Annotated in this window: 21 protein-coding genes and 1 tRNA gene; 11 read left to right on the top strand and 11 right to left on the bottom strand. The window is 33.1% G+C overall.

What is annotated here, in order from left to right:
- Positions 1–7: 7 nt before the first annotated feature.
- Together CAV_RS04295 and tgt are read right to left on the bottom strand one after the other, a co-directional pair.
- A tRNA-Arg gene (locus CAV_RS04295) sits at positions 8–84 on the bottom strand.
- A gap of 30 nt (positions 85–114) precedes the next feature.
- Positions 115–1,239: a tRNA guanosine(34) transglycosylase Tgt gene (gene tgt, locus CAV_RS04290; protein WP_094325273.1), complete on the bottom strand. Its 1,125-nt coding sequence runs from the start codon at positions 1,237–1,239 to the stop codon at positions 115–117.
- 34 nt (positions 1,240–1,273) lie between these two features.
- Here tgt and CAV_RS04285 point away from each other — a divergent pair, with 34 nt between their 5' ends.
- The 6 genes from CAV_RS04285 (at position 1,274) to CAV_RS09030 (ending at position 8,914) form a co-directional block, all read left to right on the top strand.
- A complete protein-coding gene (locus CAV_RS04285) occupies positions 1,274–2,674 on the top strand; it encodes a COG3400 family protein (RefSeq protein WP_094325272.1) in 1,401 nt (466 codons plus the stop codon).
- Positions 2,675–2,693: 19 nt separating this feature from the next.
- Positions 2,694–3,746 (top strand): 3-dehydroquinate synthase, encoded by a 1,053-nt coding sequence (gene aroB, locus CAV_RS04280; protein WP_094325271.1) that lies wholly within the window; start codon positions 2,694–2,696, stop codon positions 3,744–3,746.
- Positions 3,743–4,999, top strand: a complete 1,257-nt coding sequence (mtaB, locus tag CAV_RS04275) for a tRNA (N(6)-L-threonylcarbamoyladenosine(37)-C(2))-methylthiotransferase MtaB (RefSeq protein ID WP_094325270.1) — start codon at positions 3,743–3,745, stop codon at positions 4,997–4,999. Before aroB ends, mtaB begins: the two co-directional genes overlap by 4 nt.
- Entirely contained in the window at positions 4,992–6,608 is a 1,617-nt protein-coding gene (locus tag CAV_RS04270) for an AAA family ATPase (RefSeq protein WP_245807437.1), read from the top strand. Before mtaB ends, CAV_RS04270 begins: the two co-directional genes overlap by 8 nt.
- On the top strand, positions 6,608–7,138 hold the full coding sequence (gene mog, locus CAV_RS04265; protein WP_094325269.1) for a molybdopterin adenylyltransferase: 531 nt from the start codon (positions 6,608–6,610) through the stop codon (positions 7,136–7,138). The genes CAV_RS04270 and mog overlap by 1 nt, the downstream gene beginning before the upstream one ends.
- A gap of 117 nt (positions 7,139–7,255) precedes the next feature.
- The gene (locus CAV_RS09030) at positions 7,256–8,914 is read left to right on the top strand and encodes a hypothetical protein (protein WP_094752823.1); all 1,659 of its coding nucleotides are present in this window, start codon (positions 7,256–7,258) and stop codon (positions 8,912–8,914) included.
- 54 nt (positions 8,915–8,968) lie between these two features.
- Here the strand turns inward: CAV_RS09030 and CAV_RS04255 are convergent, their stop codons facing one another.
- Genes CAV_RS04255 through CAV_RS04235 form a run of 5 tightly spaced genes read right to left on the bottom strand, consistent with a single transcriptional unit; the run spans position 8,969 to position 13,528 of the window.
- Entirely contained in the window at positions 8,969–10,225 is a 1,257-nt protein-coding gene (locus tag CAV_RS04255) for a Cj0814 family flagellar-dependent secreted protein (RefSeq protein ID WP_094325267.1), read from the bottom strand.
- A 49-nt stretch (positions 10,226–10,274) separates the two neighbouring features.
- The gene (locus CAV_RS04250) at positions 10,275–11,027 is read right to left on the bottom strand and encodes a flagellin (RefSeq protein ID WP_094325266.1); all 753 of its coding nucleotides are present in this window, start codon (positions 11,025–11,027) and stop codon (positions 10,275–10,277) included.
- A gap of 14 nt (positions 11,028–11,041) precedes the next feature.
- A complete protein-coding gene (locus CAV_RS04245) occupies positions 11,042–11,536 on the bottom strand; it encodes a DUF4149 domain-containing protein (protein ID WP_094325265.1) in 495 nt (164 codons plus the stop codon).
- A 46-nt stretch (positions 11,537–11,582) separates the two neighbouring features.
- A complete protein-coding gene (locus tag CAV_RS04240; protein WP_094325264.1) occupies positions 11,583–12,236 on the bottom strand; it encodes a SprT-like domain-containing protein in 654 nt (217 codons plus the stop codon).
- The gene (locus CAV_RS04235; RefSeq protein ID WP_094325263.1) at positions 12,212–13,528 is read right to left on the bottom strand and encodes an MATE family efflux transporter; all 1,317 of its coding nucleotides are present in this window, start codon (positions 13,526–13,528) and stop codon (positions 12,212–12,214) included. Before CAV_RS04235 ends, CAV_RS04240 begins: the two co-directional genes overlap by 25 nt.
- 95 nt (positions 13,529–13,623) lie before the next feature.
- On the opposite strand from CAV_RS04235, the gene CAV_RS04230 reads away from it, so the two are divergent.
- The 4 genes from CAV_RS04230 to CAV_RS04215 are packed head-to-tail and all read left to right on the top strand — an operon-like array spanning position 13,624 to position 17,990.
- Positions 13,624–14,106, top strand: a complete 483-nt coding sequence (locus CAV_RS04230) for a hypothetical protein (protein WP_094325262.1) — start codon at positions 13,624–13,626, stop codon at positions 14,104–14,106.
- Positions 14,107–14,125: 19 nt separating this feature from the next.
- Positions 14,126–15,307: an MFS transporter gene (locus CAV_RS04225; RefSeq protein ID WP_245807436.1), complete on the top strand. Its 1,182-nt coding sequence runs from the start codon at positions 14,126–14,128 to the stop codon at positions 15,305–15,307.
- Positions 15,300–17,714 carry a flagellar hook-length control protein FliK gene (fliK, locus tag CAV_RS04220; protein WP_094325260.1) on the top strand — a complete coding sequence of 805 codons (2,415 nt, stop codon included), beginning with the start codon at positions 15,300–15,302 and terminating at the stop codon, positions 17,712–17,714. The genes CAV_RS04225 and fliK overlap by 8 nt, the downstream gene beginning before the upstream one ends.
- 3 nt (positions 17,715–17,717) lie before the next feature.
- Entirely contained in the window at positions 17,718–17,990 is a 273-nt protein-coding gene (locus CAV_RS04215) for a FlhB-like flagellar biosynthesis protein (RefSeq protein WP_094325259.1), read from the top strand.
- A gap of 20 nt (positions 17,991–18,010) precedes the next feature.
- Here the strand turns inward: CAV_RS04215 and flgG are convergent, their stop codons facing one another.
- Positions 18,011–18,802, bottom strand: a complete 792-nt coding sequence (gene flgG / locus CAV_RS04210; protein ID WP_094325258.1) for a flagellar basal-body rod protein FlgG — start codon at positions 18,800–18,802, stop codon at positions 18,011–18,013.
- Between the two features lie 27 nt (positions 18,803–18,829).
- On the bottom strand, positions 18,830–19,651 hold the full coding sequence (locus CAV_RS04205) for a flagellar hook-basal body protein (protein WP_094325257.1): 822 nt from the start codon (positions 19,649–19,651) through the stop codon (positions 18,830–18,832).
- A gap of 136 nt (positions 19,652–19,787) precedes the next feature.
- Between CAV_RS04205 and rpoD the strand changes: the two genes are divergently transcribed.
- Entirely contained in the window at positions 19,788–21,668 is a 1,881-nt protein-coding gene (rpoD, locus tag CAV_RS04200; protein ID WP_094325256.1) for an RNA polymerase sigma factor RpoD, read from the top strand.
- A 17-nt stretch (positions 21,669–21,685) separates the two neighbouring features.
- Here the strand turns inward: rpoD and tpx are convergent, their stop codons facing one another.
- A complete protein-coding gene (tpx, locus tag CAV_RS04195; protein WP_094325255.1) occupies positions 21,686–22,213 on the bottom strand; it encodes a thiol peroxidase in 528 nt (175 codons plus the stop codon).
- A gap of 88 nt (positions 22,214–22,301) precedes the next feature.
- Complete coding sequence (locus CAV_RS04190; RefSeq protein ID WP_094325254.1) at positions 22,302–23,081, bottom strand: hypothetical protein; 780 nt, start codon at positions 23,079–23,081, stop codon at positions 22,302–22,304.
- Between the last annotated feature and the right edge of the window lie 62 nt (positions 23,082–23,143).

Here is a 23,143-nt window from a genome sequence, read left to right as displayed (position 1 = left end):
TTTTAAGTGGCGCGCTCAAGAGGATTCGAACCTCTGACCTTTTGAACCGCAATCAAATGCTCTATCCAGCTGAGCTATGAGCGCAAGAAAAAGCAAAATTATAGCGAATTTTCCTTAACTTAAACTTCTTTTAGCATAAAATTCTTTTTTAAACTCCGAAAAACTATCTTTTAAAATGGCTTCTTGCATAGCTTTTACTAAGCTTAAATAATAATGCAAATTATGCAAACTTGCAAGTCTAAAAAAAGTAAGCTCTTTTGCTCTAAAAAGATGATGTAAATATCCTCTTGAAAAATTCTTGCAAGTATAGCACTTGCAATCTTCATCTATAGCCCTTTCATCTCTTAAAAACTCAGCTTTTTTGATATTTATTTTGCCAAAATTTGTAAAAAGAGTGCCATTTCTAGCATTTCTAGTAGGCATAACGCAATCAAACATATCCACCCCTCTTTCAACGCATTCTACCAAATCTTCAGGTGTTCCAACTCCCATTAAGTATCTAGGTCTATTCTCATCTATAAATTCACTCACAGCCTCAACAGTATCATACATCAAAGCATTTTCCTCTCCTACGCTAAGTCCTCCTATAGCAAGTCCGTCAAAGGATAGTTCGCAAAGCTCTAAGGCACAAAGCTTTCTTTGCTCATAAGAAGTGCCTCCTTGTATGATGGCAAAGATGTTATTATCTAGGTTAAGTCCTTTGCTTTGCCTTTCTTTATGATAGTTTATGGACTCTTTAGCCCATTTTATAGTCCTTTGCACGGACAAGATCACTCTTTTTTCATCACTTGGCAAGGCAACTAAGTCATCAAGCACCATCATAATATCTGAATTTAAAAGATATTGCGTATCAAGCACTGATTTAGGAGTAAAAAAATGCCTTGAGCCGTCTATGTGGCTTTTAAATTCTATGCCTTCTTCTTTGTGTTTTGAATTTTTGCTTAATGAAAAGGCTTGAAAGCCCCCACTATCTGTTAAAAAAGACCTTGAAAAGCCTGTAAAGCCGTGTAAGCCCTTAAATTTAGCTACTATGTCAGCACCCGGACGCAAATAAAGATGATAAGTGTTTGCAAGTATGATTTTTGCATCAAGTATAAGAGAAAGGTCTAAAAAATCAAGACTTTTCACACAAGCAGCCGTGCCAACAGGCATAAAAATAGGAGTTGTAAAAGAACTATGGCTTGTTTTTATCTCGCAAACTCTTGCTCTACTATCTTTATGTTTTATTTTAAATTCCATTTGTTATAATTAGCCTTTTTCTTTTGGAGTTTATATGAATCAAATTTTACTCATACTTGATGGAATTTTAGCAAAGTATTTCTTAGAAAGGCTTTGTTTGCAAAAAACTTCTGATTATCATTTTGATGTGGTGTATTACAATGAGGACTCAATAGACTTAAAACTAGAAAATGAGTATATAAAATTTATAAAATTTGACCCAAGCTCGGCTAGTAAGCTAAAAACTTTGTTTTTGAAAAATTCTTACAGCCAAGTTTTTATACATATGAAAGAGGAATTTGATGTAAAAGCCGTTTATGACAATATAAGGCAGATTGATGAGGAAGTAAATATAGTTTTGGTCGATTTTTGGGGGCTTAGTATAAATGATGATAAATGCGATCTTGTAGATGTTAGAAGCTCTTTGAGTGAGTATTTATTATCTTTCTTGCCGGATGTGCCAAATTTAGCTCATAATATAGGGCTTTCAATCGGAGAGATTATGGAGGTAAAAGTGCCAGCTTATAGCATTTTTGCTTATAGACATATCTCGTCTATATCGCAGAAAAAATACAAAATAGCACTAATTTACAGAAATAAAAGAATTCTCGTACCAAGCCAATCAACCATGATAATTCCTAATGACAGCTTGCTTTTAGTGGGCGAACCCTCGGTTTTACAAGGAGTTTATCATAATATCAAAGGCGGCACAGGCCAGTTTCCCTCACCTTTTGGCAATAATTTATACTTGTTTTTGGACATGGCTTTGTGTAGCGAAAATGAGCTTTTAAAAGCTTATAATGCAGCCTTGTTGATGCAGAGCAAAACATCTAGCAAAAGGCTTTTTATACATGTTATAAATGTCAAGCTTTCTAAGCTTTATGATGAGTTAAAATCAAATTCTAAGGCCTTTATAACCGTTTATTTTGATTATAAAAATACAAGCACGAAAAATATCAAAAGCATGCTTATGAATGATGATTTGGGGCTTATAATAATAGACGATAAGAATTTCAAAAAAAGAAAAGCAGAATTATTTAAGCTTAAAATTCCTGTTTTAAAGATAGGTGACTGTGATTTTGACGAGCTTAGTGAAGCTGTGATTTTAAATTCAAACGAAAACGAGCTAGAAAACCAAGCAAATCTCATGATAGATTTAAGCAAACAACTAAAACTAAAAGCTTTGCTGTATCATTACGAGCCTGAAAATGACTCTAAAAAGTTGATAGAACACATAAATAGCCTTTCAAAGCTATACAACAAAGAACTTCAAATCATAAATAATAAAGGCAAAAACCCGATAATAGAACTATCAAACAAGCAGGCCATGCTTCAGTTTATATACTTTAAAAAAGATTTGCTCGATTTTTCTTTACAAAACATCTTTAGTATGGATTTAAATACCTTGTATTACAAGCTTAACAAAAATTATCAATTTTTTATACCAATTAGCTAAGTTAGGATAAAATAAAAGTATGAAAATAGAAGTAAAACTAAAAGAAAATTCGTATCAAGTCTTTATAAATGAGCTTAAAGAGCTTGAATTTAAGGGCAAAGTAGCTATCATTAGCAATGCAAAAGTAGCCGGACTTCATATGCAAAGCTTACTTTCAAAGATAAAAGCTGATGAGCTTTTTATAATTACCATAAAAGATGGCGAAGAGTATAAAAGCCTTGCTACGGCTGAGGAAATTTTAAATCAACTTTTTACTTCCAAGCTAGATAGAAAAAGCACTTTAATAGCACTTGGAGGAGGAGTTATCAGCGATATAGTGGGCTTTGTAGCTAGCATTTATCAAAGAGGGATTGATTTTATAAACATACCCACCACGCTTTTAGCTTGCGTAGATGCTGCTGTGGGCGGAAAAACAGGTGTGAATAATTCTTTTGGCAAGAACTTAATAGGCACTTTCAAACAGCCAAAGGCAGTGTATTGCGAAAGCTCTTTTTTAAAGACCTTGCCTCAAAGAGAGCTTAGTGCTGGTATGGCTGAATTTATCAAAATGGCTTTAAGCTTTGATGAAAAGAGCTTAGAATTTATAGAAAAGCTAGATGAAAAAGATTTTTTTGAAAGCTTTGATGATGAAATATACAAGCAAATCATAGCAAAAAGCGTAGAGCTAAAGGCTGATGTAGTTAGCAAAGATGAAAAAGAAAATAACTTAAGAATGCTCTTAAACTACGGACACACCTTTGCTCACATAATAGAAAATCAAACAGCATACAAAGGCTTTTTGCACGGTGAGGCAGTGGCTATAGGTATGAATATGGCAAATCGCCTTGCCTTAAATTTAGGACTTTTAAAAGAAGATGAAGTAAAAAAAGTACAAAGACTTTTAAGCAAATTTAAGCTACCTACAAGCTATAAAATAGAGGATGTAAATGAGTTTTACGAAGCCTTTTTCCTAGATAAAAAAACGCATAATGAAAAGATAAATTTTATACTCTTATCAAAACTAGGCGAGGCTTTTATAAAAAATGATGTGCCAAAGGATGTGCTTTTAAGGACCTTAGAGGAATTTAAATGAAGCAAAAATTATATTTTAAGACCTTTGGTTGCAGGACAAATATCTATGATACAGAGCTTTTAAAGTCTTACATAAAAGATTATGAGATTATAAATGATGAAAAAGAGGCAAATGTCATAGTAGTAAATTCTTGCACCGTTACAAATGGTGCTGATAGCGGCACGAAAGCTTATATAAATTCTATGCAAAATAAGGGCGTAAAGATAGTTTTTACAGGTTGTGGGCTTGAGCTTGGTAAAAAAATGCTAGATGAGGGTAAAATTTTTGGACTTTTAGCTCCTGCAAAGAAAGCTAAGATAAATTCCTTACTTTTAAAAAATGAGAAATTTTTAGAGCTAGGAGACTTAAAATTTAAAGATAATGCCTTGCTAAATTCTTTTCAAGCACATACAAAAGCCTTTGTGAAAATTCAAGAAGGCTGTGATTTTAACTGCTCTTACTGCATAATCCCATCAGTTAGAGGTAAATCAAGAAGCCTTGATGAAAACTACATACTAAAACAATGCGAACTTTTGCTTGAAAACGGGCATAGTGAGCTAGTTTTAACAGGTACAAATATAGGCTCTTACGGACTTAAGGAAAAAAGCACACTAGGTAAGCTTTTGCAAAAAATTTTTAAGCTAAGGGGCTTAAAAAGACTAAGGCTTGGAAGTTTAGAACCTAGCCAGATAGATGAAAGCTTTAAAGAAATTTTAGATGAAAGCATACTAGAAAGACATCTACACATAGCACTTCAGCACACAAGCGATACTATGCTAAAGATAATGAAAAGAAGATCAAGGCTTGATGAGGATAAGGCTTTATTTTCCTTTCTTAAAGACAAGGGCTTTGCCTTGGGAACTGATTTTATAGTAGCACATCCCGGAGAAAGCGAGGCTGTTTGGCAAGAGGCTTTAGAAAATTTTAAGGATTTTGCCTTAACTCATATACACGCTTTTATTTTTTCTCCTAGAAAAGACACTGCCTCAGCTTTGATGAAAAATGATATAGAAAAAAATGTAGCAAAACAAAGACTTCACACTCTAAGAGCTATAGTAAAGGATAATAACTATAAATTTAGGCAAGAAAACAAAGATAAAAGTCTTTATGTTTTGATAGAGCAAAAAAAGGATGGGTATTTTGAGGGCTATGATCAATTTTACAATAAGCTTAAGATAAAAAGCGAAAAAAATTTAGAAAAAACTTGGCTAAAACTAGACAAATACGAGGTTTTAAGAGATTATAATGAAAACTTAGGAGTAAATTTTGAGTAAAAATAAAAAGATTATAATTGCTTCTTTGCTGGTGCTTTGTGTTTTATTTGGCATAGTTTATATAAAAAATGAACCAGAATATATAGACAAGGCTCTTTATCAAAGTTTTTTGGATAAAAATTTGATAGAAAAAGCTATCTTAAATGACAATGAAATCATCTTTAAGGCAGCAGGAAGCAAGTATGTCATCATAAAAGAGGGCATTGACATAGATGAGCTTTTAAGAAAGGTGCCTATAGAATTAAAAAAAGATTATGATTTTTTATTTTTTGTTTTCATACTTACAGCCTTGTTAGCTATGTTTTTTTCTATACTTTATTTTGCAAGAAAAAGGACAAATTTCATCATACAAAGCCCACAAAATAAGCAAAATCAAAACGCCATCTCAAATTTAGACTACTCAAATTCCATAAAACCTGTGATTTCTAATATAAGCTTTGATGATGTGGCAGGTGTTGATGATGTAAAACTTGAGCTAAGCGAGATAGTGGATTTTCTTAAAAATCCTAAAAAATACAAGGACTTTGGTATAAAAATGCCAAAGGGCGTTTTAATGGTAGGACCTCCGGGCGTTGGTAAAACCCTCATAGCAAAGGCTGTAGCAGGAGAGGCTTCCGTGCCATTTTTTTATCAAAGCGGAGCTTCTTTTGTAGAAATTTATGTAGGAATGGGAGCAAAAAGAGTAAGAGAGCTTTTTTCTCGTGCTAAAATGATGTCTCCAAGTATCATTTTTATAGACGAGATAGACGCTGTGGGCAAGGCTAGAGGAGAAATTTCAAATGTAGAAAGGGATAATACCCTAAATCAACTCCTAACCCAAATGGACGGCTTTGAGGACAATAGCGGAGTGATAGTAATAGCCGCTACAAATAAAATAGAACTTATGGATCCAGCCTTGCTTCGCTCAGGTCGCTTTGATAGAAGGGTTTTTTTATCCTTGCCAGATTTTAAAGATAGGCTTAAAATTTTAGAAATTTATATGAATGATAAAAAGCACAAGGCTGATTTAAGTGTTATAGCTAAAGCAACGGTTGGTTTTAGCGGGGCTGCTCTTGAAACCTTGGTAAATGAGGCTGCTATAAATGCCTTAAGAAGAGAGGCTAAGGAGGTTGAGGAAAGTGATTTTTTCGCTGTTTTAAACAAGGTTTTAACAGGAAAGAAAAAGATTTTAAGCTTTAGTGAAGAAGAAAAGAAAATTCAGGCTACCTATCAGGCGGCTAAGGCTCTTTGTGCTTATTATTTTGATGTGGGCTTTGATAAGATCACCTTGATAGAGGATAGATTTAAGGAGTATGAAAAACATATAAAATCAAAATCAGAGCTTTTAAATAAGATCAAGGTTTATCTTGCTGGAAGCTGTGCTATGAGGCTAATTTGCAATGAAACTTATACAAATTCACAAAATGATTTGCTAAGGGTAAAAGAGCTTGTAAATTTTATGCTAAACTTTGATATGAGTGATGACTTTTCCTTAGATGAGCAAAAAAAAGAGCTAGAAAAATACATAGAAAGTATGAAGGATAAGATATTAAAACTTGCTGATTTACTTTTAGAACAGGAAAAGCTTGAGAGTGCTGATGTAGCTATGATCTTAAATGAGGGTATGTAGTGGATATAGTAAAAATAGGCATTCTTAGCATAAGCGATAGGGCTAGTGCCGGAGTTTATGAGGACAAATCAGGCAAAGAGATAAAAAAACTTTTACAAAGCTACATAAAAAATGAAATGATCTTTCATTATGAACTAATACCAGATGAATACGAACTGATAAAGCAAAAGCTAATATACCTAAGCGATGAAAAAAAATGCGATCTCATCTTAAGCACAGGTGGCACGGGACCTGCACCAAGAGATGTAACGCCAGAAGCAACTGAGGCTGTTTGCGAGAAAATGCTGCCTGGCTTTGCTGAGCTAATGAGGCAAGAAAGCTTAAAATTCGTGCCAACTGCTATACTTTCAAGGCAAGTAGCTGGTATAAGAAAAAAAAGCCTCATCATAAATTTACCCGGTCAGCCAAAGGCGATAAAAGAATGCTTAGAGCCGGTATTTGCAGCCATACCTTACTGCATAGACTTAATAGGCGGTGCTTATATAAAGACAAATGAGGATATTATAAAAGCTTTTAGACCTAAAAAATAAGTTTTTAATAAAAACTATAAAGAGCTAAAGCAAGTTTAGAATTTGTTTTTTTTTTTTTGATATACTTACCATCTTTATTGTAGCAAAAAAGGATTAAATTTTTAATAAAGGCAAAGAATGACAGCTTATGTGCATATAGGAACGCCAAAAACTGGCACTACTAGCTTACAATGGTTTATGGCTAAGAATTATGAAGTTTTAAAAAACAAAGGTTTTGTTTATAGTAGGGTTAGCTTATCACTGGCTAGGCATGGTTATCTCAATCGCATAGTTAGATTGTATTTAGAAGGTAAAACAGAGGATAAATTTGTAAAAGATACTATTAAAAATTTAAAAGAAGAGCTTAAGCAAAATACTAACAAAGACTTTATTTTTTCTTCTGAGGATATTCTTTGGTGGCATAAGGATGTGGATAAAGCAGCTCTTGCTTTGAAAGACTTTTTCACTGAAGTGGGATTTGATGATATAAGGATAATTCTTTATATACGCTCTCAAGAGGATTTGCTTCTTTCTTTGTGTTCTCAGGAGACTAAAAATGCTGACCCAACTTACAATGCGAAGGAAAGCAAACCAGAAAATAGTCCTAGATTTCAAATGTATGAATATAAGGCTTTAGCTAAAGCTTTTATGAATACCTTTGGCAAGGAAAATCTCATACTAAGGCTTTTTGATAAGAATGAATTTTATCAAGGTGATTTAATAAAAGATTTTTTACATATATTTAACTTAGACTTGGATGAAAGTTTTGTGCTTATCCCAAACAAAAATGAGAGTCTTGATTTGATAGGTTTTGAGCTCTTAGAAAGTATAAATACACATTTCAAATGCTTTACTTGGGAGCATAATGGTAGGAATAGTTTTATACCTAATTATTTAGCGATGGAGACATTTCTATCCAAAGACCCCTCCCTTAAATTTATGCCTAAAAAAGAAATATATGAATCTTATATAACTTATTTTGAAGAATCAAATGAATGGGTAAGAAAAGAATTTTTTCCTCATAAAGAAAGACTCTTTCCTAAAAAAGATTTAAGCACTTATAAAGAAAACTATGAGTTAAAAGAAATGAAACCAGAGTATTGGGATAGAATAGCAAATTTTATAGTTGATTTTGCCAAGGATAGAAAAAATATCATAGATAATAAAGATAAAAAGATACAAGAGCTAAATACTCAAGTTTCAAATTTAAATTTAAATGTCTCAAACTTACAAAACGAAAATTCCTCTTTAAAACAAATTCTATCCTCTCAAGAACACAAAGCAAAAACACTAAAACTTTCTTTCTTAGAAGAAAAGGTAAAAAGAAAAGTTCTTAAAAATACACTTTTGGAAAAAAATTTAGGCTTTACTCATGAGGATATATTGCAAAGTAAAATTCTAAATCAAAAAGTAAAAGATTTAGAAAATCTTTTATCAAACATTCAAAGCCCTCAAGCAAATATCTACACAAGTGCAAAACTTAGAGTGCAAAATCATCTAGCCTACAAACTTGGACAAGCCCTAATCTTAAATTCAAAATCTCTAAAAGGCTATATAAGAATGCCTTATGTTTTATCTTATATAAAAGAAAAGCATAAACTTGAACAAAAAGCTTATAATGAAAAAATCTCAAAAAATCCTTATTTAAAATTACCTTCTTTGGATACTTACCCAGACTATGCAGCTGCCTTAAAAGAAAAGGAATGCCTTACATATAAACTTGGCGAAGCCTTGATAGAGGCTAATAAACGGGGGGGGGGCATTGAAATATATAAGATTTATGAAAGATGTGCGTAGGATAAAGAAAGAATTTAAAAGGATAAAAAATAAAGAGCTTAAGTAAAAGCCCTTTTACACTGCTGTTTTTGCGTTTATCCTGTGAAATCTTTCAAAAATGTCTTTTGCCTCAGATAAAACCAAATCTGTTGGCATTCTAAAGCCATTTTTATAAGCCTCATCAAAGCTAGGTCCATAAGCAGCAGCCTTGCCATACTCACTTCCTCTTACTCCAAAGTTCTCTTCAGCCCACAAAGAAAAGTGCAGTGTTGAAAATCTATCACTGTTAGCATTTTCTAGGATATAGTTCATAAAGTCAAATTGGGAATTTAGCAAAGCTATATCCATAGGCTTTTCGTGTTTGCTTAGTTTTTCCATAGCCATATTATAAATTTCAACCTTAGGATCAAGCTTTGTGTCTCCTCCGCCTAAGGCAGGGCTTGAGCTTTTGATAAAGCTTAGAAATAAAGACTCTAAGCTTTTGCTACCGTCCTCATTTTCATACATAGAAAAATCAGGATTAAAGCTAAATTCACTACTTATATCAGCGTCTTTTTTCATATTTGTATTAAAATCAAGCTCAAGCACACCTGAATAATCAATACCCATAGTCATCAAAGATAAATAAATATCATTTTTCTCTTTTATATCAGCCTCATTTTTATAGATATGTGTTACTGAGACATCGCTTATATCGTGGGTATGGCTTATAAAATCGTATTTTGATTTACTATACTCTACTCCCTTTGGCAAAGCCTCTAAATCACTTTGAGAAAAAGAGTCCTTGTCAAAAAATGAAGCCTTTTTTGCAAAATCAGCAAAGAGATTATAATTTTGCCCTATGATGTGAGCCATATCAAGCTCGGCAAAATAAGACTTAGCACCTACATAGGAGGCTCTGTGAGGATTGTTTGATTTATTTTGTGCATACCTTTCCATCTCATCTAAAGTGCTTTTGTGAATTTTAAAATCAAGTGGTATATTTGCAGCTAGGTTAAAATCAGCACCCATAAAGCCTTTTTCATCGACAGAGTAGCCGTAAGCAAAATTTGATTTTACAGTTTTATCAAGTGATGATAGGGCAGATATTATGCCTAAATCAGCCTTTTTTACCTCAGTGTTAAGGCTTGATAAATTTTTATTTTTGTATTCTATCTTTGCTTCGCTTAAGGCATTTTGTAAGGCGTTATCTTGTTGTATTTCATATAATTTTGAGTTTAAATTTTGTGCAAAGACATTAGCAAAATTTAAAGACGAACTTTGTTTTGCTTCTTTTTTGGCCTTTGAGTAGGCTAGTATAGAGGAATTATCGTAAGGATTTATAACTGACATTTTACATCCTTTTGGGGCAAGCATTAGAAAGTATCTAATGCTTGTAAGTTTAGTTTAAAAGTGAGGCGATTTTGGTTTGTAAAATATTGTTTTGATGAGCCATCATAAAAGAGGCTGAATTTTGCTTTAAAAAGCCTTCGTTTAGTTGATTTACATTTACTGCCATATCATTATTTAAAAGCCTGTTTTCAGCGTCTTTTAAATTTACGCTATTTTCCATACTTGCGTTCATATTGCTATAAATGGCATTTATCCCAGCACCTATATCAGCTCTTAATCTTGACACATCCTCTGAAAATCTTTGTATGGCGTCTGTATTATCAAGGCTTAATTCGCTTGTGTTTATAGGATTTAAATTGGTCTGCTCCACTCCTGAACCAACCACAAATTCCATAGACTGAAACACATTTTTGCCATTATACTGAGTATTATTAAAAGCGTCGTTTATAGATGTTATAACTCTTTGTGCTTCGGTATTTAGCATAGCTCTTTGGTTATCGCTTAGTGCAGCGTTATTAGAGCGGACAGAAAGCTCACTTAGCCTGTCAGCACTTTCATTTATGCGGTTTAAACTAGAATCAGCAATTTGCAAAACAGCTATCGCATCATAAGAATTTGCTATGCCCTGATCTACAGTGCTATATTGCGACATTAAAGAATCTGCTATAGCCAAATTTGCTCCGTCTTTTCCATCTATAGCACGCATAGCAGCTATGCGGTCTAGTGCTGTATCACTAGTTTTCTTAGCGTCGTTTAGGTAGTTCGCCTGAGAAATTCCTTGCGGATTGTTATTTATAGTCATATTAACCCCCTTATCTAACTTTTATCATTATATGCTTTGTCAGCTGTTTTGAAACTTAAAAAGAACAATATAGCTTGAAAAATAACCAAAATTTTAGCAAGCAACTCACTTTGTTTATGAAAGGAAGCAAAATCCTCGCTAGCAAAGTAAGATATATCTAGTTCCTTACTCATCACCTGCACTTGAAAATCAAGCATAGGCAAGGTGTAATAAAATAAGAAAAGCAAAGATAGTGCCAAAATTATCACAGAAAGTATAATTTTTAAAATTTTTAACTTCTTATCCTTAGAAAAGCTCTCATAAACGGCATTTACAAAGGATACAAAAAGCAAAAAATAAGCAAATTTAAGAAATATTTGCGTCATTATCAGCCCACTTTCAAACCTATCAAGCAAAATTTCGCCATCAAGACCACTTGGCGGGTAGAATATATAAGATGTTACAACTATACCTATGAAAAGCTCTATGCCTATTACAGAGGCTAAAAGCAGTAAATTTACAGCTCTCATAACCGTCCTTGAGATAATAATTTGTGTTGATTTTATTTGTAAAATATTAACGAAGCTTAAATTCAAGCTCTCTTTGGCGAAAATCAGGCATAAGTTTTTGCAAATTCTCGTAAAATTCTCTTTGATGGTGAGGAAATTTTAGGTGGTTTAGCTCGTGCAAGATGACATATTCTATAGCTTTTAAGCTTTTTGATAAGAGGTTTAAATTTAAGTTTATGTAAGCTTTTGAGTGATTGCAAGAACCCCAACGCGTTTTCATCTTTTTTATCTTAACTTTTTTTATCTGTCTTGGAAATTTATCTTGCCATTTTTTTATATAAAAGCCAAAAATTTTCTCAGCACTCTTTCGTAAAAAAAGCTCGTATTCTTGCTGATTTTTACTAAGTATCATGCCTTTATGCACCTTACTTTTGCTTATATTTTCATCAAAGCATAATTTATAAGCCTTGCCTAGAAAAAATACCCTTGATGTATCCTGCTCTTTTGCCTTTCTTAAAAGTTCGTATTTCTCGCAAAGCCATTTGTAGTGTTTGTCTAAAAATAACTTCACATCATCATCCAAGCAAGTAAAAGGCACTGTTAGCTTTAAATTTAAGTTTTTATCAATTTTTAATCTTAGATATTTTACTTTCTTGTATTCTTTTAGTATGCTGAAATTTTTATATCTAAGCTCTTCTAAACCAAAGATTTTCCTTGCCATTTCCTACTCTTCCACCTAAAAGCATTAGTAAGCCCTCTAAAAAATTCATCACACAAAAACCCTATCCAAACACCCAAAATTCCAAGCGAAAAATAAAAACACAAAACATAAGCAACAGGCAGCGACACGCCTAACATAAAAACACAAGCACTTAAAAATGGAAACCTAGCATCCCCGCTTGCACGCAAGGAATTTACCATGACTATGTTAAATGTTCTTGACACTTCTAAAAATATAGAAAGCAAAAACAAAGGCTTCATTATGTCCTTAAATTCTTGGCCTAAATTTAAGATATTCATAATAAAATCTTGAAAAATATAAAAACACACAACAACAAACAAGGTTACAAGGATAGAAAAATAAAAAGCCCTCCAAGTGTGCTTGTAAGCGACATTTAAGAAATTTGCCCCTACTAATTTGCCTATGATTATCTCATTTGCTACGCTAATTGCCTGTCCTGTTAGCATTACAAACATAGAAATTTGAAAATAAACAGTTTGAACGCTTAAATTTGCGGGACCCAAAGAGGCAACGAAAGAAAAGGCTATGGCGTACTGCACCACCCAAATCAAATTTTCACCGGCAGAAAAAACACCCACGCCTAAAATTTTCTTAAGCACAGAAGTGTCAAGCCTTAGCAATTCTTTAAAATCTATTTTAACCTTTAACTTAAAGAAAAACACAAAAAGCAGTATGCTTATGGCAAAAAATCTTGATATGATATTTGCTACACCTACTCCAAAAAGCTCTAAATTGGTGTAGTTTAGTACATAATAATTCACACTCACAACGACAAGATCCATGGTAAATGAAGCTATCATAACCCAATACACAAGATTATAAACCCTTATAATAGCTGCTAAAACTATGGCTATGGCGTCAAAAAACAGACAAATGGCCAGCAAATGCAAGTAAATTTTACTATGGGCTAAAAGCTCTTTTGGTATATTCATAAGTTCTAGTAAAAAATCCCCGCACAAAAATATAAATACAGCACAAATAAGGCCTAAAATAGCATTAAAAAACAAGCTTTGATGTATAGCTTTTTTGGCCAAAACACTATCTCTTGCACCGATGGCCTGGGCGATAACTATGCTACAGCCAACGCTTAGAAAGCTAAAAATTGTAAAAAATATGCCTATGATTTGATTGCCAGCACCCATGGCACCGACTAAGTAGTTTGAATACTGCGTGACCATGTATGTATTTATGATGATTGTTAAATACCTTAGCAACATCTCTAAAAAAATGGGTATTGTAAGCTTGTGTAAAGATAGCTGCTTAGTAGCCATAAATTTCCTTTCAAAAACCGTTCATTATAGCAAATAAATCAAAACAAATATAAAATTAAAATATATGTGCTAGAATGCTGGCAAAGGATTTTAAAATGTATGATAAAAAAGAATTTTACCTAGTGATTGCGTGCGTGAATTTATGCTTATTATCACTGTGTTTATTTTTCTTTAAAAATAGCTTCTTAAATATCATTTTAAGCTTTGAGCTCGCCTTCATAGCAAGCTTTTTGATAATATTTTTATCCTTTAAATCATACGAAAAAAATATCACATCCAAAAGCCATGATATAAAAGCAACTTTAAAAGAGCCACTTTTTGAACTAAAAAAGATTAAAAAAAATCCTATCTTTGTAAAATTTTATGTAAAAAATGACGATTTAAGGCCAAATTCAAAAGAAAAGATAAAATATATGGTTTGGTTTTTTAGCATTTCTAAAATCTTGTCTTATGTTTTTTTGGTATTATTGTTTTTGTTTTTAAATAAGAATGGATATTTGGTAGTAGGTGCGTTCTTGCTTGGAGTTGCTATTTTGCCGCTTAGTGTTCTTGTACTTACTGTAAAAAGAGTAAGATAAACTGTTAAGAGAAAAAGCGATGATTAAGAGAATTTTATTTTCAATGTCTTCTTTATTCATATCAATGGCGTTTCTTTTTGTTGGAAATTCATTGATAATAAGCTCTGTTGGTGTTATACTAAAAGAAAGTGGGATGAGTTCTTTTGGTATAGGGCTTGTGAATTCTTGCTTTTACTTTGGGGCTTTGCTTGGCACCATATCAGCTCATAAAATAATCTCAAAGATAGGCCATATCAGAGCTTTTGGTGTTTTTACCTCCTTATTTTCAATCTGTATAATCTTGCACTCGCTAAGCTATAATGTAATTTTTTGGTCTGTGCTTCGCTTTATCTTAGGCTTTTGTTACTGCGCCTTGCTTATGCTAATAGAATCTTGGCTAAATGAAAAGGCTAAAAATACCGTTCGTTCAACAGTGCTTGGCTTTTACGAAACTGTGTTTTATTTCTCCTTTGGTATAGGTGTTTTGCTAATTGGCGTGAATTTTGATAATGCCACTATCTTTGCTATAAGTGCTTGTTTGATTATGTTTTCATCTTTACCTCTTAATCTAATCCGCATAAAACAACCGCAACAACCAAAAGCAAGCAAAATTTCCCTGCCAAAAATATACACCCTAGTTCCTTTGGCCTTAGTAACTAGCATAATAGCTGGCATGCTTTTAAATGGCTTTTTTTCCATGTCCTCGCTTTTTATACTTCTTCAGGGATACGGCGCTAAGGAAGTTTCTTACTTTATGTTTAGCGTTGTGCTTGGTGGCTTTTTGTCTCAGTTTTTAATAGGCACAATTTCTGATAAAATGGGTAGGAAATTTACCATTATACTTTGTGCTAGCATTTCTCTTGCTGTTATGCTCTTGTTTTTATTTTTTGATATGAATATATATTTGCAGTGCGTTTTTGCCTTTTTGTTAGGAACTTTAACCTGTCTTTATGCTTTGGCCTTGGCTAGAGCCAATGACATGCTAGAGGATAAGTCTTTGACTGTTGAAGTCGGCAGGGCTGTGCTTTTTTGCTATTATCTTTCCTCTTTATTCTCTCCTTTGATACTTGGCTTTTTAATGCAAAAATTCGGCCACATGGGCTTTGTGTGGTTCTATACTGCATGTTTAGTCTTTTTAATACTCTTTGCCATAGGAAAACCAAACATACAAAGGGGAAGATATAAACGAAATCCGGGCAATATGGTGATTTACGATGATTAATACTCAAGTAAGAAACAGCATAAATGTAAGCTCGAACAAAACGGATTTAAAGGATGTTGTTGGCAAGCAAAACCAAAGCGATAACACCAAAGATGCCCTAGCTCTTGCACTAAAAAAAAATTTAGGCCTAATACAACAGGGCACAAACCCTTCTCAACTCCCGCTTAACGACACGCAAGAGCTTAATTTAAAGCTAAAAAGTTTAATTAATAAATTTCTAGACCAACTTCACTCGCAAGGTTCTACTAGCGATAAATTCATAAAGCAAGGCTCTGCCTTAAATTTCGCACCAAATTTTAGCAATGAGCTTAAATTTTTAGCAAGCGAAATGCAAAAAAGCGATATTTTTAAGGATGTTTTAGTAAAGCTAGAGCAAATTTTAAAACCTGCAAGCGAGACTAAAACTAGCAATCTAGCAATGCTTTTTAAAAACTCGGGCGTATTTTTTGAGGCGAAATTAAAAGACGCTTTAAGCCCTGAGCTTTTACCAAAAAGCTTTCATAGCCTTGTAAATGCCATTAAATCCGTAAGTAGTGATAAGATAGCTAATGAAATAATAGCCTTAGCAAATAAAGAGCTAGACCCTAAATCTTCTTTAAGCGAATTAAAAAATATCATACAAAATGAGCAAAATATAAATAAAGAAGTCATTAAAAATAGCTCTTTTAAAGCCTTGCTAGAGCTTGGCTCAAAGCTTGAAAATTTCAAAAAATACATAAGCAAAAATCCAAGCCTTGCCCAAGAAAAGATACAAAATTTAGCAAGTAAAATTTTAACTGACTTGAACAAATTAGAACCAAAATTAAAAGCGGAGATAAATAAATTAGAAAATTTGGCCTTAAAGGACACAAGTTTTTTAAAGAATTTAAATCAGTCTTTTTTAAGCCTAAAAGAAAATTTAAAAAACATCTTAAACCCTACGCCCCAAAACAAAAATCCCTCAAATAACAATACGCCACAAATAAACACGGTTAATATAAAAACTCAAGAAAAAGAACACACAAATCCATTTTTTAGCAAAAACACAAATAACGATAATAAAACAAGCCAAAAGCTAGAACCAAGCAGTGTTGAAGCAAAAAATGACAGTATTTTAAAAAATGAACTTAAAGATGAAAAAATAGAGACAACAAAGGATAAGATAGAAGCTGATAAAGAAGTTGATATAAAAGAAAATTCCAACAAAAACTTGCAAAAAAGCACTAAAGTAGAAGCTAATGAGCTTAAAAATGATGATAACAATACAGATAAAAATTCACAAACAAAGATAGAAAACACAGACGTAAAAGAAGAAGAGCAAATAAAACAGAGTGAAAATAAAGAAGCAGTAGATGTAGAGGAAAGCAAACAAGAGGTTTCAAAAGAAAATAAAGAAGAAATTTCAAAAGAGAGTAAAGAAGAAATTTTAGATGAAAAGCAACAAGACAATAAAACAAGCACAAAAAATGACAAAGAAATAAAATTAGATGAAAATAAAAGCAAAAACACCGCAAATTTAAACGATGTTAAAGATGATATAAAAAAAGATAGCATAAAAACTGATAATGTTAATGTCAAAGATGATGAGGCGGTGCAAAATAAGGACTTGAAAGCAAATTCACAAAGTCAAAATACAGCAAAAGAAACAAGCCAAAATCCGCAACAACAAATTCAGCAAAAGCAAGAAACGGTTAAAAATCTCATATTTGCAAATGAAAAAATGCAAATGAAAGAGCTTGAAAATTTAAATCAAGATATAAACAAGCTCATAAAAAGAGTAAATGAGGGCTTAAAGCAGCTTGATTCTAGCTCTTTTGAGGCAAAGCTAAACATTAACGACATCAAAAATATAGAACATAAAATCAAAGAAGCGGTGAAAGACCTAGCAAAAATTACAGTTAAAAATAACGATGACATAGCAAACGAACTAAGAAACGATATAAAATCCACCCTGCTTCAAACAGCAAGCCTAGCAAAAGCAAATGATAACGAAGCTGTGGCAAATCAAGCAAACCGCCTTTTAGCACAAATTGAAATCAACCAGCTACTATCCTTAGCAAATGATTCTATAAACACGCACATACCATTTTTCTGGGAGGATTTAAACGAATCTAAGGTTATATTTAAAAGAGGAAAAAAGGATAAATATTTTGCTCAAATTAAGCTAAATTTCGCAAAGCTTGGCGAACTCGATGTGTTAATTTCCTTAAACAATGAAAAATACATAGATATCAATATCATGGCTGAAAACAAAGAATTTAGAAAAACCATATACGAAAATGCTCACGAACTAAAAAGAGCCTTAAATAAAGTAGGACTGTTAAGCTCAAATTTCTTTGTAGGAGATATAATCCGCTCTAAATTTGACACGATAAGCGTTAAAAACCGTGCCTATGACTTTGAAATGGGTATAGATAAAAAGGCTTAGGTAGTGGCTAAAGAGGTGCAAAAAAGAAAAAAAGCCGTGGCCTTAGGCTATAAAAAAGAAGTAAATAATGCTCCTAAAATTTTAGCAAGCGGCAAGGGCGAAAGTGCTGCAAAGATGATAAGTCTAGCAAAAGAACACGGAGTGCCGATAAAAGAGGATGAGGACTTGGTTGAAATTTTATCAAAGCTTGATTTAGGAGATGAAATTCCACCAAGCATGTATAAGGCTGTAGCTGAAGTCTTTGCCTTTATTTATCAAATGGCTAATAAAAAATAAGCTAGCCTTAAACTAGCTTATTATCTTTTTAATTGATTGACTATAGAAAGCATTTCATCGCTTGTAGTTATTGCCTTTGAGCCTGCTTCATAAGCTCTTTGTCCTGTGATTAAATCTGTCATTTCCTCAACAAGCTGCACGTTACTCATTTCCACAAAACCGTGTCTTATAGCTCCAAAACCATCTTGTCCTGCAACTCCTATAGTAGGCGCACCGCTTGCTCCTGTTTCAAGATATAAATTATCGCCCATTGAGTGAAGTCCGGCTGGGTTGATGAAATTTGCTATTTCAATTTGGCCTATTTGAGTTTCTTCAGTTTCTCCAGGAAGCATAACAGAAACCGTACCATCCTTTGCTATGCTTAAATACTGCGAACCTTCTGGAATAGTCATTTGAGGTATGAGATAGTATCCATCTGAATTTACTATATTACCTTCTGAATCCTTTGTAAATTGTCCATTTCTAGTGTAAGCTGTAGTACCATCTGGAAGCTGAACCTGAAAAAAGCCATTTCCTTCGATAGCCACATCAAAATTCTCAGTGCTTGTAGCCTTATATGAGCCTGGAGAAAATATCTTAGTTACAGCTGTTGGACGCACACCAAGCCCTACTTCTATGCCTGAGGGATGCAAGGTGGTATTTGAAGTCGAAGTTCCAGCATATTTCATAACCTGATACATAAGATCAGCAAATTCGGCACGTGATTTTTTAAAGCCTACAGTGTTAACATTTGAGATATTGTTTGATGTAACATCTATTTGAGTTTGTTGAGCTATCATTCCTGTAGCTGCTGTATGCAAAGATCTTAACATTTTTACTCCTTTATAAAGCTAATCATTCTACGCATTTACAGACGCTAATTTATTAATGGCGTCTTGATTTAGATCATCCATGTGCGAAGTCATCACCTTTTGATACATTTCAACCATACGGTTTGCCTCGATAAGTCCTGTCATTTCCAAAACAGCATTGACATTAGAACCTTGAGAAAATCCCTGTCTTATGGAATTTGAATCTTCTAAATCCCTAATTCTTGTCAAATCATCATCATAAATTCTATAAACATTGTCGCCGTCTTTTTTGAGATTTCTTACATCATCAACTTGAGCGACAAAAAATCTAGCCACATTTGCCCCATCTACTTCTATATTGCCATCTTTATCGGCATTTATGAAAGTTGCACCCTGTTCTATTTGTATGCCGTCATCTTCTGGATTATTAAAATAATTTGAGCTAAGAACCCTGTATCCTTGCTTATTTACCAAAAAACCATCAGAGTCAAGCTGCAAATTCCCATCCTTGCTTAGTCTTATCTCACCATTGCTTGTTTTAACAAGATAAAAAGTATCCTCTCTTGTCATGGCAAAATCAAGCTGATTATTAGTGGCTTTTAATGTGCCTGTGCTAAAGTCTGTATAGGTATGATTTACCTGCGGAACTCTGTCTATGGTGGTATTTACAAATCTTGAAGCATCTCTTGTATGATTTTCAATAGGAAGCTCGTCCTGAACCTCTCTAAAGATGCGTTTAAAATCCGCTATTACCACATCTTCTTTTTTATAGCCGCTGGTGTTTATGTTGGCTAGATTGTTACTAATAACATCTACTCGGTTTAGCTGAGTTACCATTCCTCCAACGGCTTGATAATATCCATTTTGCATAATTAACCCCTAAAATTACTTAATTTGTCTGTGTTAAAGCAAAGACTGTGCCAAGTTTAAAAAGTCTAAATTTAAAGTAAAATTTATTAGCAAAGTGATACAATGTAAGGTTAAATCAAAAAATAAGGAAAATTCTATGTCTCCTAAAACAGATAAACAACTAGAAGAATGCTTTATAACTAACGCTAAAAACTACATAACTTACGAAAAATTAGTTAAATTTATGTCAAAACCACCAACGCTAGCAACAGCTAAGAAAATTGATTCTCTTAGCAAAAAATACAAAGTAAAACTCTACTCATCAGCCGAAATAGCAAAGATGAAAAACATAGCAGAGGCAAAAAAAGAGCAAGAGGAAAAAGAAAAGCTGCAAAATATGAATTTCGAGCAGGAATTTGATTTGGCTAGCGAAAATGAATTGCTTGAATGGTCAAGGTCTGATTCGCCTGTTAGGATGTATCTAAGGGAAATGGGGCAAATTTCCTTGCTTAGCAAAGACGAGGAAATTGAAATTTCTAAAAAAATAGAGCTAGGCGAAGATATCATCATAGACGCTTTTTGCTCCGTGCCTTATCTCATAGACTTTATACTTGATTATAAAGAGCCTTTGATAAATAGAGAAAGAAGAGTTAAGGAGCTTTTTAAGAGCTTTGATGACGAGGAAAAAGATGAGGATGATTACGAGGAAAAAGATGAGGATTTAGATAGCGAGGATTTGGACGAAAATTCTAACGATATGCAAGGCAAAAGGCCTAAGAAACAAAATGACAAAAAAGACGATGAGAGGGCTTTAAAGGTTATAGAGAAATTTAAAGCGCTTGAAAAGGCTAAAAAAGAATGGCTTAAAACTACTCAAAATTTCAAGGAAGTAGAAAGTAACGAGCTTTTTAACAAGCTTAGCATAGCGTTTAAGAAAAATATACTAAAAGAAAAGCTCATGGACTTAGGGCCTACTTCTAAGCTAATTTCTGAGATAGTAAAGTCAATGGAAACTGCTTTAAAAAGTGATAGCGACTTTGACAAGGAACTTAAAAGGCTTGAATACCGCTTGCCTATGTTTTCTGACGAGCTTAAGAATAGACACAAAGACATACTTAAAAACATAACACAGTTAAGCAAGGAAGAAATCAGCGAAATGGCTTTAGAAACCACCATGGTGAGCACTTACATGGAGATTAAAAAGCTTTTTCAAACAAAGGAAGCCAGCAAAAAAAGCTTTGATTTGGAAAAAGAGCAGCTAAAAGAAATTTTGGAGCAGATTAAAAGAGGTAAGAAAATTTCGGATGAGGCTAAGGGCAGAATGGCCAAGTCAAATTTAAGGCTTGTAGTCAGCATAGCCAAAAGATATACAAATAGAGGCTTGCCGTTTTTAGACCTCATACAAGAGGGAAATATAGGGCTTATGAAAGCTGTGGATAAATTTGAGTATAAAAGAGGATACAAATTCTCAACCTACGCTACTTGGTGGATAAGACAAGCCATATCAAGAGCCATAGCCGACCAAGCAAGAACTATAAGAATTCCTATACATATGATAGAAACCATAAATCAAATCAACAAAATAATAAGAGAATATCTGCAAAAAAACGGCAAAGAGCCTGATGTAATGACCATAGCAAATGAAGTGGGTTTAAATGTAGATAAGGTAAAGCAAGTTATAAAGATAACTAAAGAACCAATCTCACTAGAAGCACCTATTGGCAATGAGGATGATGGTAAATTTGGGGACTTCGTAGAGGACAGAAGCTCGCTCTCGCCAATGGATCATATACTTAAAAATGATTTAAAAGAACAAATTGATGAAGTTTTAGACCAGCTAAATGACAGGGAAAAAGCTGTTATAAAAATGCGTTTTGGGCTAATGGATGATGAAAGCGATAGAACTCTTGAAGAAATCGGCAAGGAACTAAATGTAACAAGAGAAAGAGTTAGACAAATAGAAAGCTCAGCGATTAAAAAACTAAAACACCCTAAGGTTGGTAGAAAGCTTAAAAACTACATAGAGGGCTGGAAGTAAGATACTTCCAGCTTAAATTATTTTACAGCGCAACCGCAACTGCAACCGCAGCTTGAACTCATAAATTCTTTCAAAGCTTGCACATTTGGCATTTCTGTGATTTCTTTTACTATCTCTTTATAAGCTATCTTGCCGTCTTTTATAACGAAAACAGCTCTAGCCAACAAGCCTTTTAAAGCACTATCAGCTATTAAAACGCCGTATTTTTGAGCTAGTTCTTTCGAAACGAAATCGCTTGCAACTCTTAAATTTTCAATTCCCTCAGTTGTGCAAAATCTTCCCATAGCAAATGGCAAATCTTGGCTTACAACTATCACTTCAGCCGCTGCACCAGCCGCATTTTTGTTAAATTCTCTAGCCTCGGTAGCGCAAACAGGAGTATCAAGGCTTGGAACAGTTAAGATAACTTGTGTCTTGCCCTTTTCACCTACAACTATATCGCTTAAATCTTGCGCCTTTAAAGTAACAACAGGAGCGTCATCTCCAACATTTAAAGTATTTCCCTCAAGCTTTACAGCGTTACCCTTAAAAGTTACTGAACTCATATTTTTCCTTTCTTTTTTAAATTTTTAACTGATTATAATGCTAATTTATTAATAAATGCGAAGCTTTGGCAAAAAAATTTAATTTATCTCAATAAATATATCGGTTTTTCAAAAAATCGTAATTGTTGTATCTTTTGAATTGAAAATTATTTTTCTTGAAATGTTTTTTAAAGCTTAGATTGTAATTTATATTAAAATTAAGAAATATGCTTGTGCTTGTGGGTAACTCGCTTTGATAATCCTGCCTGATTAAAGATATGTTAAAGATAGGATAAGGACTATAGTTTATAGACTGGGTGCTTTTTTCGCTATCTATCACAAAATCCACCCCGATAGCACTATAAATAGGCAACCTTAAATTTATCCCTATCTCCGTATCATCTTTTATAAGCTTGTCATCAAAATCATAATAATTTGTAAAAAACTTAAAATAATTTCCGTAAGCAAATTCACTGCCAAATGTGTAAAGTTTGTTTTCTTGATAAGTGTTTATAAAGCCGTTAAAACCGAAGGTAAAATCGCCTTGATAAAATCTATTTACAAGACCATTATAGTAATTTACATAATTTACATCCACAAATAATTCTCTTTGAAAAAGCAAGGAGGAAAAGTGATTTTCATAAAGCAAATTTATGTTTTTTATATTAACAGTTTTGCTGTTAAAGTCTATATTGTTTATGGTATTATCAGCCGCTGAACCGCTTTCTAAAATTCTGGATAAAAATACATTTGTATTGTTGCTAAAGTCAAAGCTTTCGCCGCTATATCTATTTATTGGCTTAAACAAGCTCGTATTTAAATCATACAGCTTCCATTCGGTAGCAAAAACAAAAATGCAAGATAAAAAAAGATATAAAAAATACTTCATAGCTTAAAAATAGCGTCTAAATATAAATTTATAACAACAAATAAAATGATTTAAATTTTCAT

The sequence above is a fragment of the Campylobacter avium LMG 24591 genome (assembly GCF_002238335.1).
In the GTDB taxonomy this organism is placed as follows: Bacteria; Campylobacterota; Campylobacteria; order Campylobacterales; family Campylobacteraceae; genus Campylobacter_D; species Campylobacter_D avium.
Note: the sequence above shows the minus strand (reverse complement) of the source record. Positions and strands in the feature narration are given on the sequence as shown.

Coding starts and splice junctions, on each gene's coding strand:
- CAV_RS04225 (WP_245807436.1), top strand. CDS start 14,126: ATGATTAAGAGAATTTTATTTTCAATGTCTTCTTTATTCATATCAATG.
- aroB (WP_094325271.1), top strand. CDS start 2,694: ATGAAAATAGAAGTAAAACTAAAAGAAAATTCGTATCAAGTCTTTATA.
- fliK (WP_094325260.1), top strand. CDS start 15,300: ATGATTAATACTCAAGTAAGAAACAGCATAAATGTAAGCTCGAACAAA.
- CAV_RS04190 (WP_094325254.1), bottom strand. CDS start 23,081: ATGAAGTATTTTTTATATCTTTTTTTATCTTGCATTTTTGTTTTTGCT.
- mtaB (WP_094325270.1), top strand. CDS start 3,743: ATGAAGCAAAAATTATATTTTAAGACCTTTGGTTGCAGGACAAATATC.
- CAV_RS09030 (WP_094752823.1), top strand. CDS start 7,256: ATGACAGCTTATGTGCATATAGGAACGCCAAAAACTGGCACTACTAGC.
- CAV_RS04255 (WP_094325267.1), bottom strand. CDS start 10,225: ATGTCAGTTATAAATCCTTACGATAATTCCTCTATACTAGCCTACTCA.
- CAV_RS04245 (WP_094325265.1), bottom strand. CDS start 11,536: ATGAGAGCTGTAAATTTACTGCTTTTAGCCTCTGTAATAGGCATAGAG.
- CAV_RS04205 (WP_094325257.1), bottom strand. CDS start 19,651: ATGCAAAATGGATATTATCAAGCCGTTGGAGGAATGGTAACTCAGCTA.
- CAV_RS04250 (WP_094325266.1), bottom strand. CDS start 11,027: ATGACTATAAATAACAATCCGCAAGGAATTTCTCAGGCGAACTACCTA.
- rpoD (WP_094325256.1), top strand. CDS start 19,788: ATGTCTCCTAAAACAGATAAACAACTAGAAGAATGCTTTATAACTAAC.
- flgG (WP_094325258.1), bottom strand. CDS start 18,802: ATGTTAAGATCTTTGCATACAGCAGCTACAGGAATGATAGCTCAACAA.
- CAV_RS04230 (WP_094325262.1), top strand. CDS start 13,624: ATGTATGATAAAAAAGAATTTTACCTAGTGATTGCGTGCGTGAATTTA.
- CAV_RS04235 (WP_094325263.1), bottom strand. CDS start 13,528: ATGGCTACTAAGCAGCTATCTTTACACAAGCTTACAATACCCATTTTT.
- CAV_RS04285 (WP_094325272.1), top strand. CDS start 1,274: ATGAATCAAATTTTACTCATACTTGATGGAATTTTAGCAAAGTATTTC.
- CAV_RS04240 (WP_094325264.1), bottom strand. CDS start 12,236: ATGGCAAGGAAAATCTTTGGTTTAGAAGAGCTTAGATATAAAAATTTC.
- tgt (WP_094325273.1), bottom strand. CDS start 1,239: ATGGAATTTAAAATAAAACATAAAGATAGTAGAGCAAGAGTTTGCGAG.
- tpx (WP_094325255.1), bottom strand. CDS start 22,213: ATGAGTTCAGTAACTTTTAAGGGTAACGCTGTAAAGCTTGAGGGAAAT.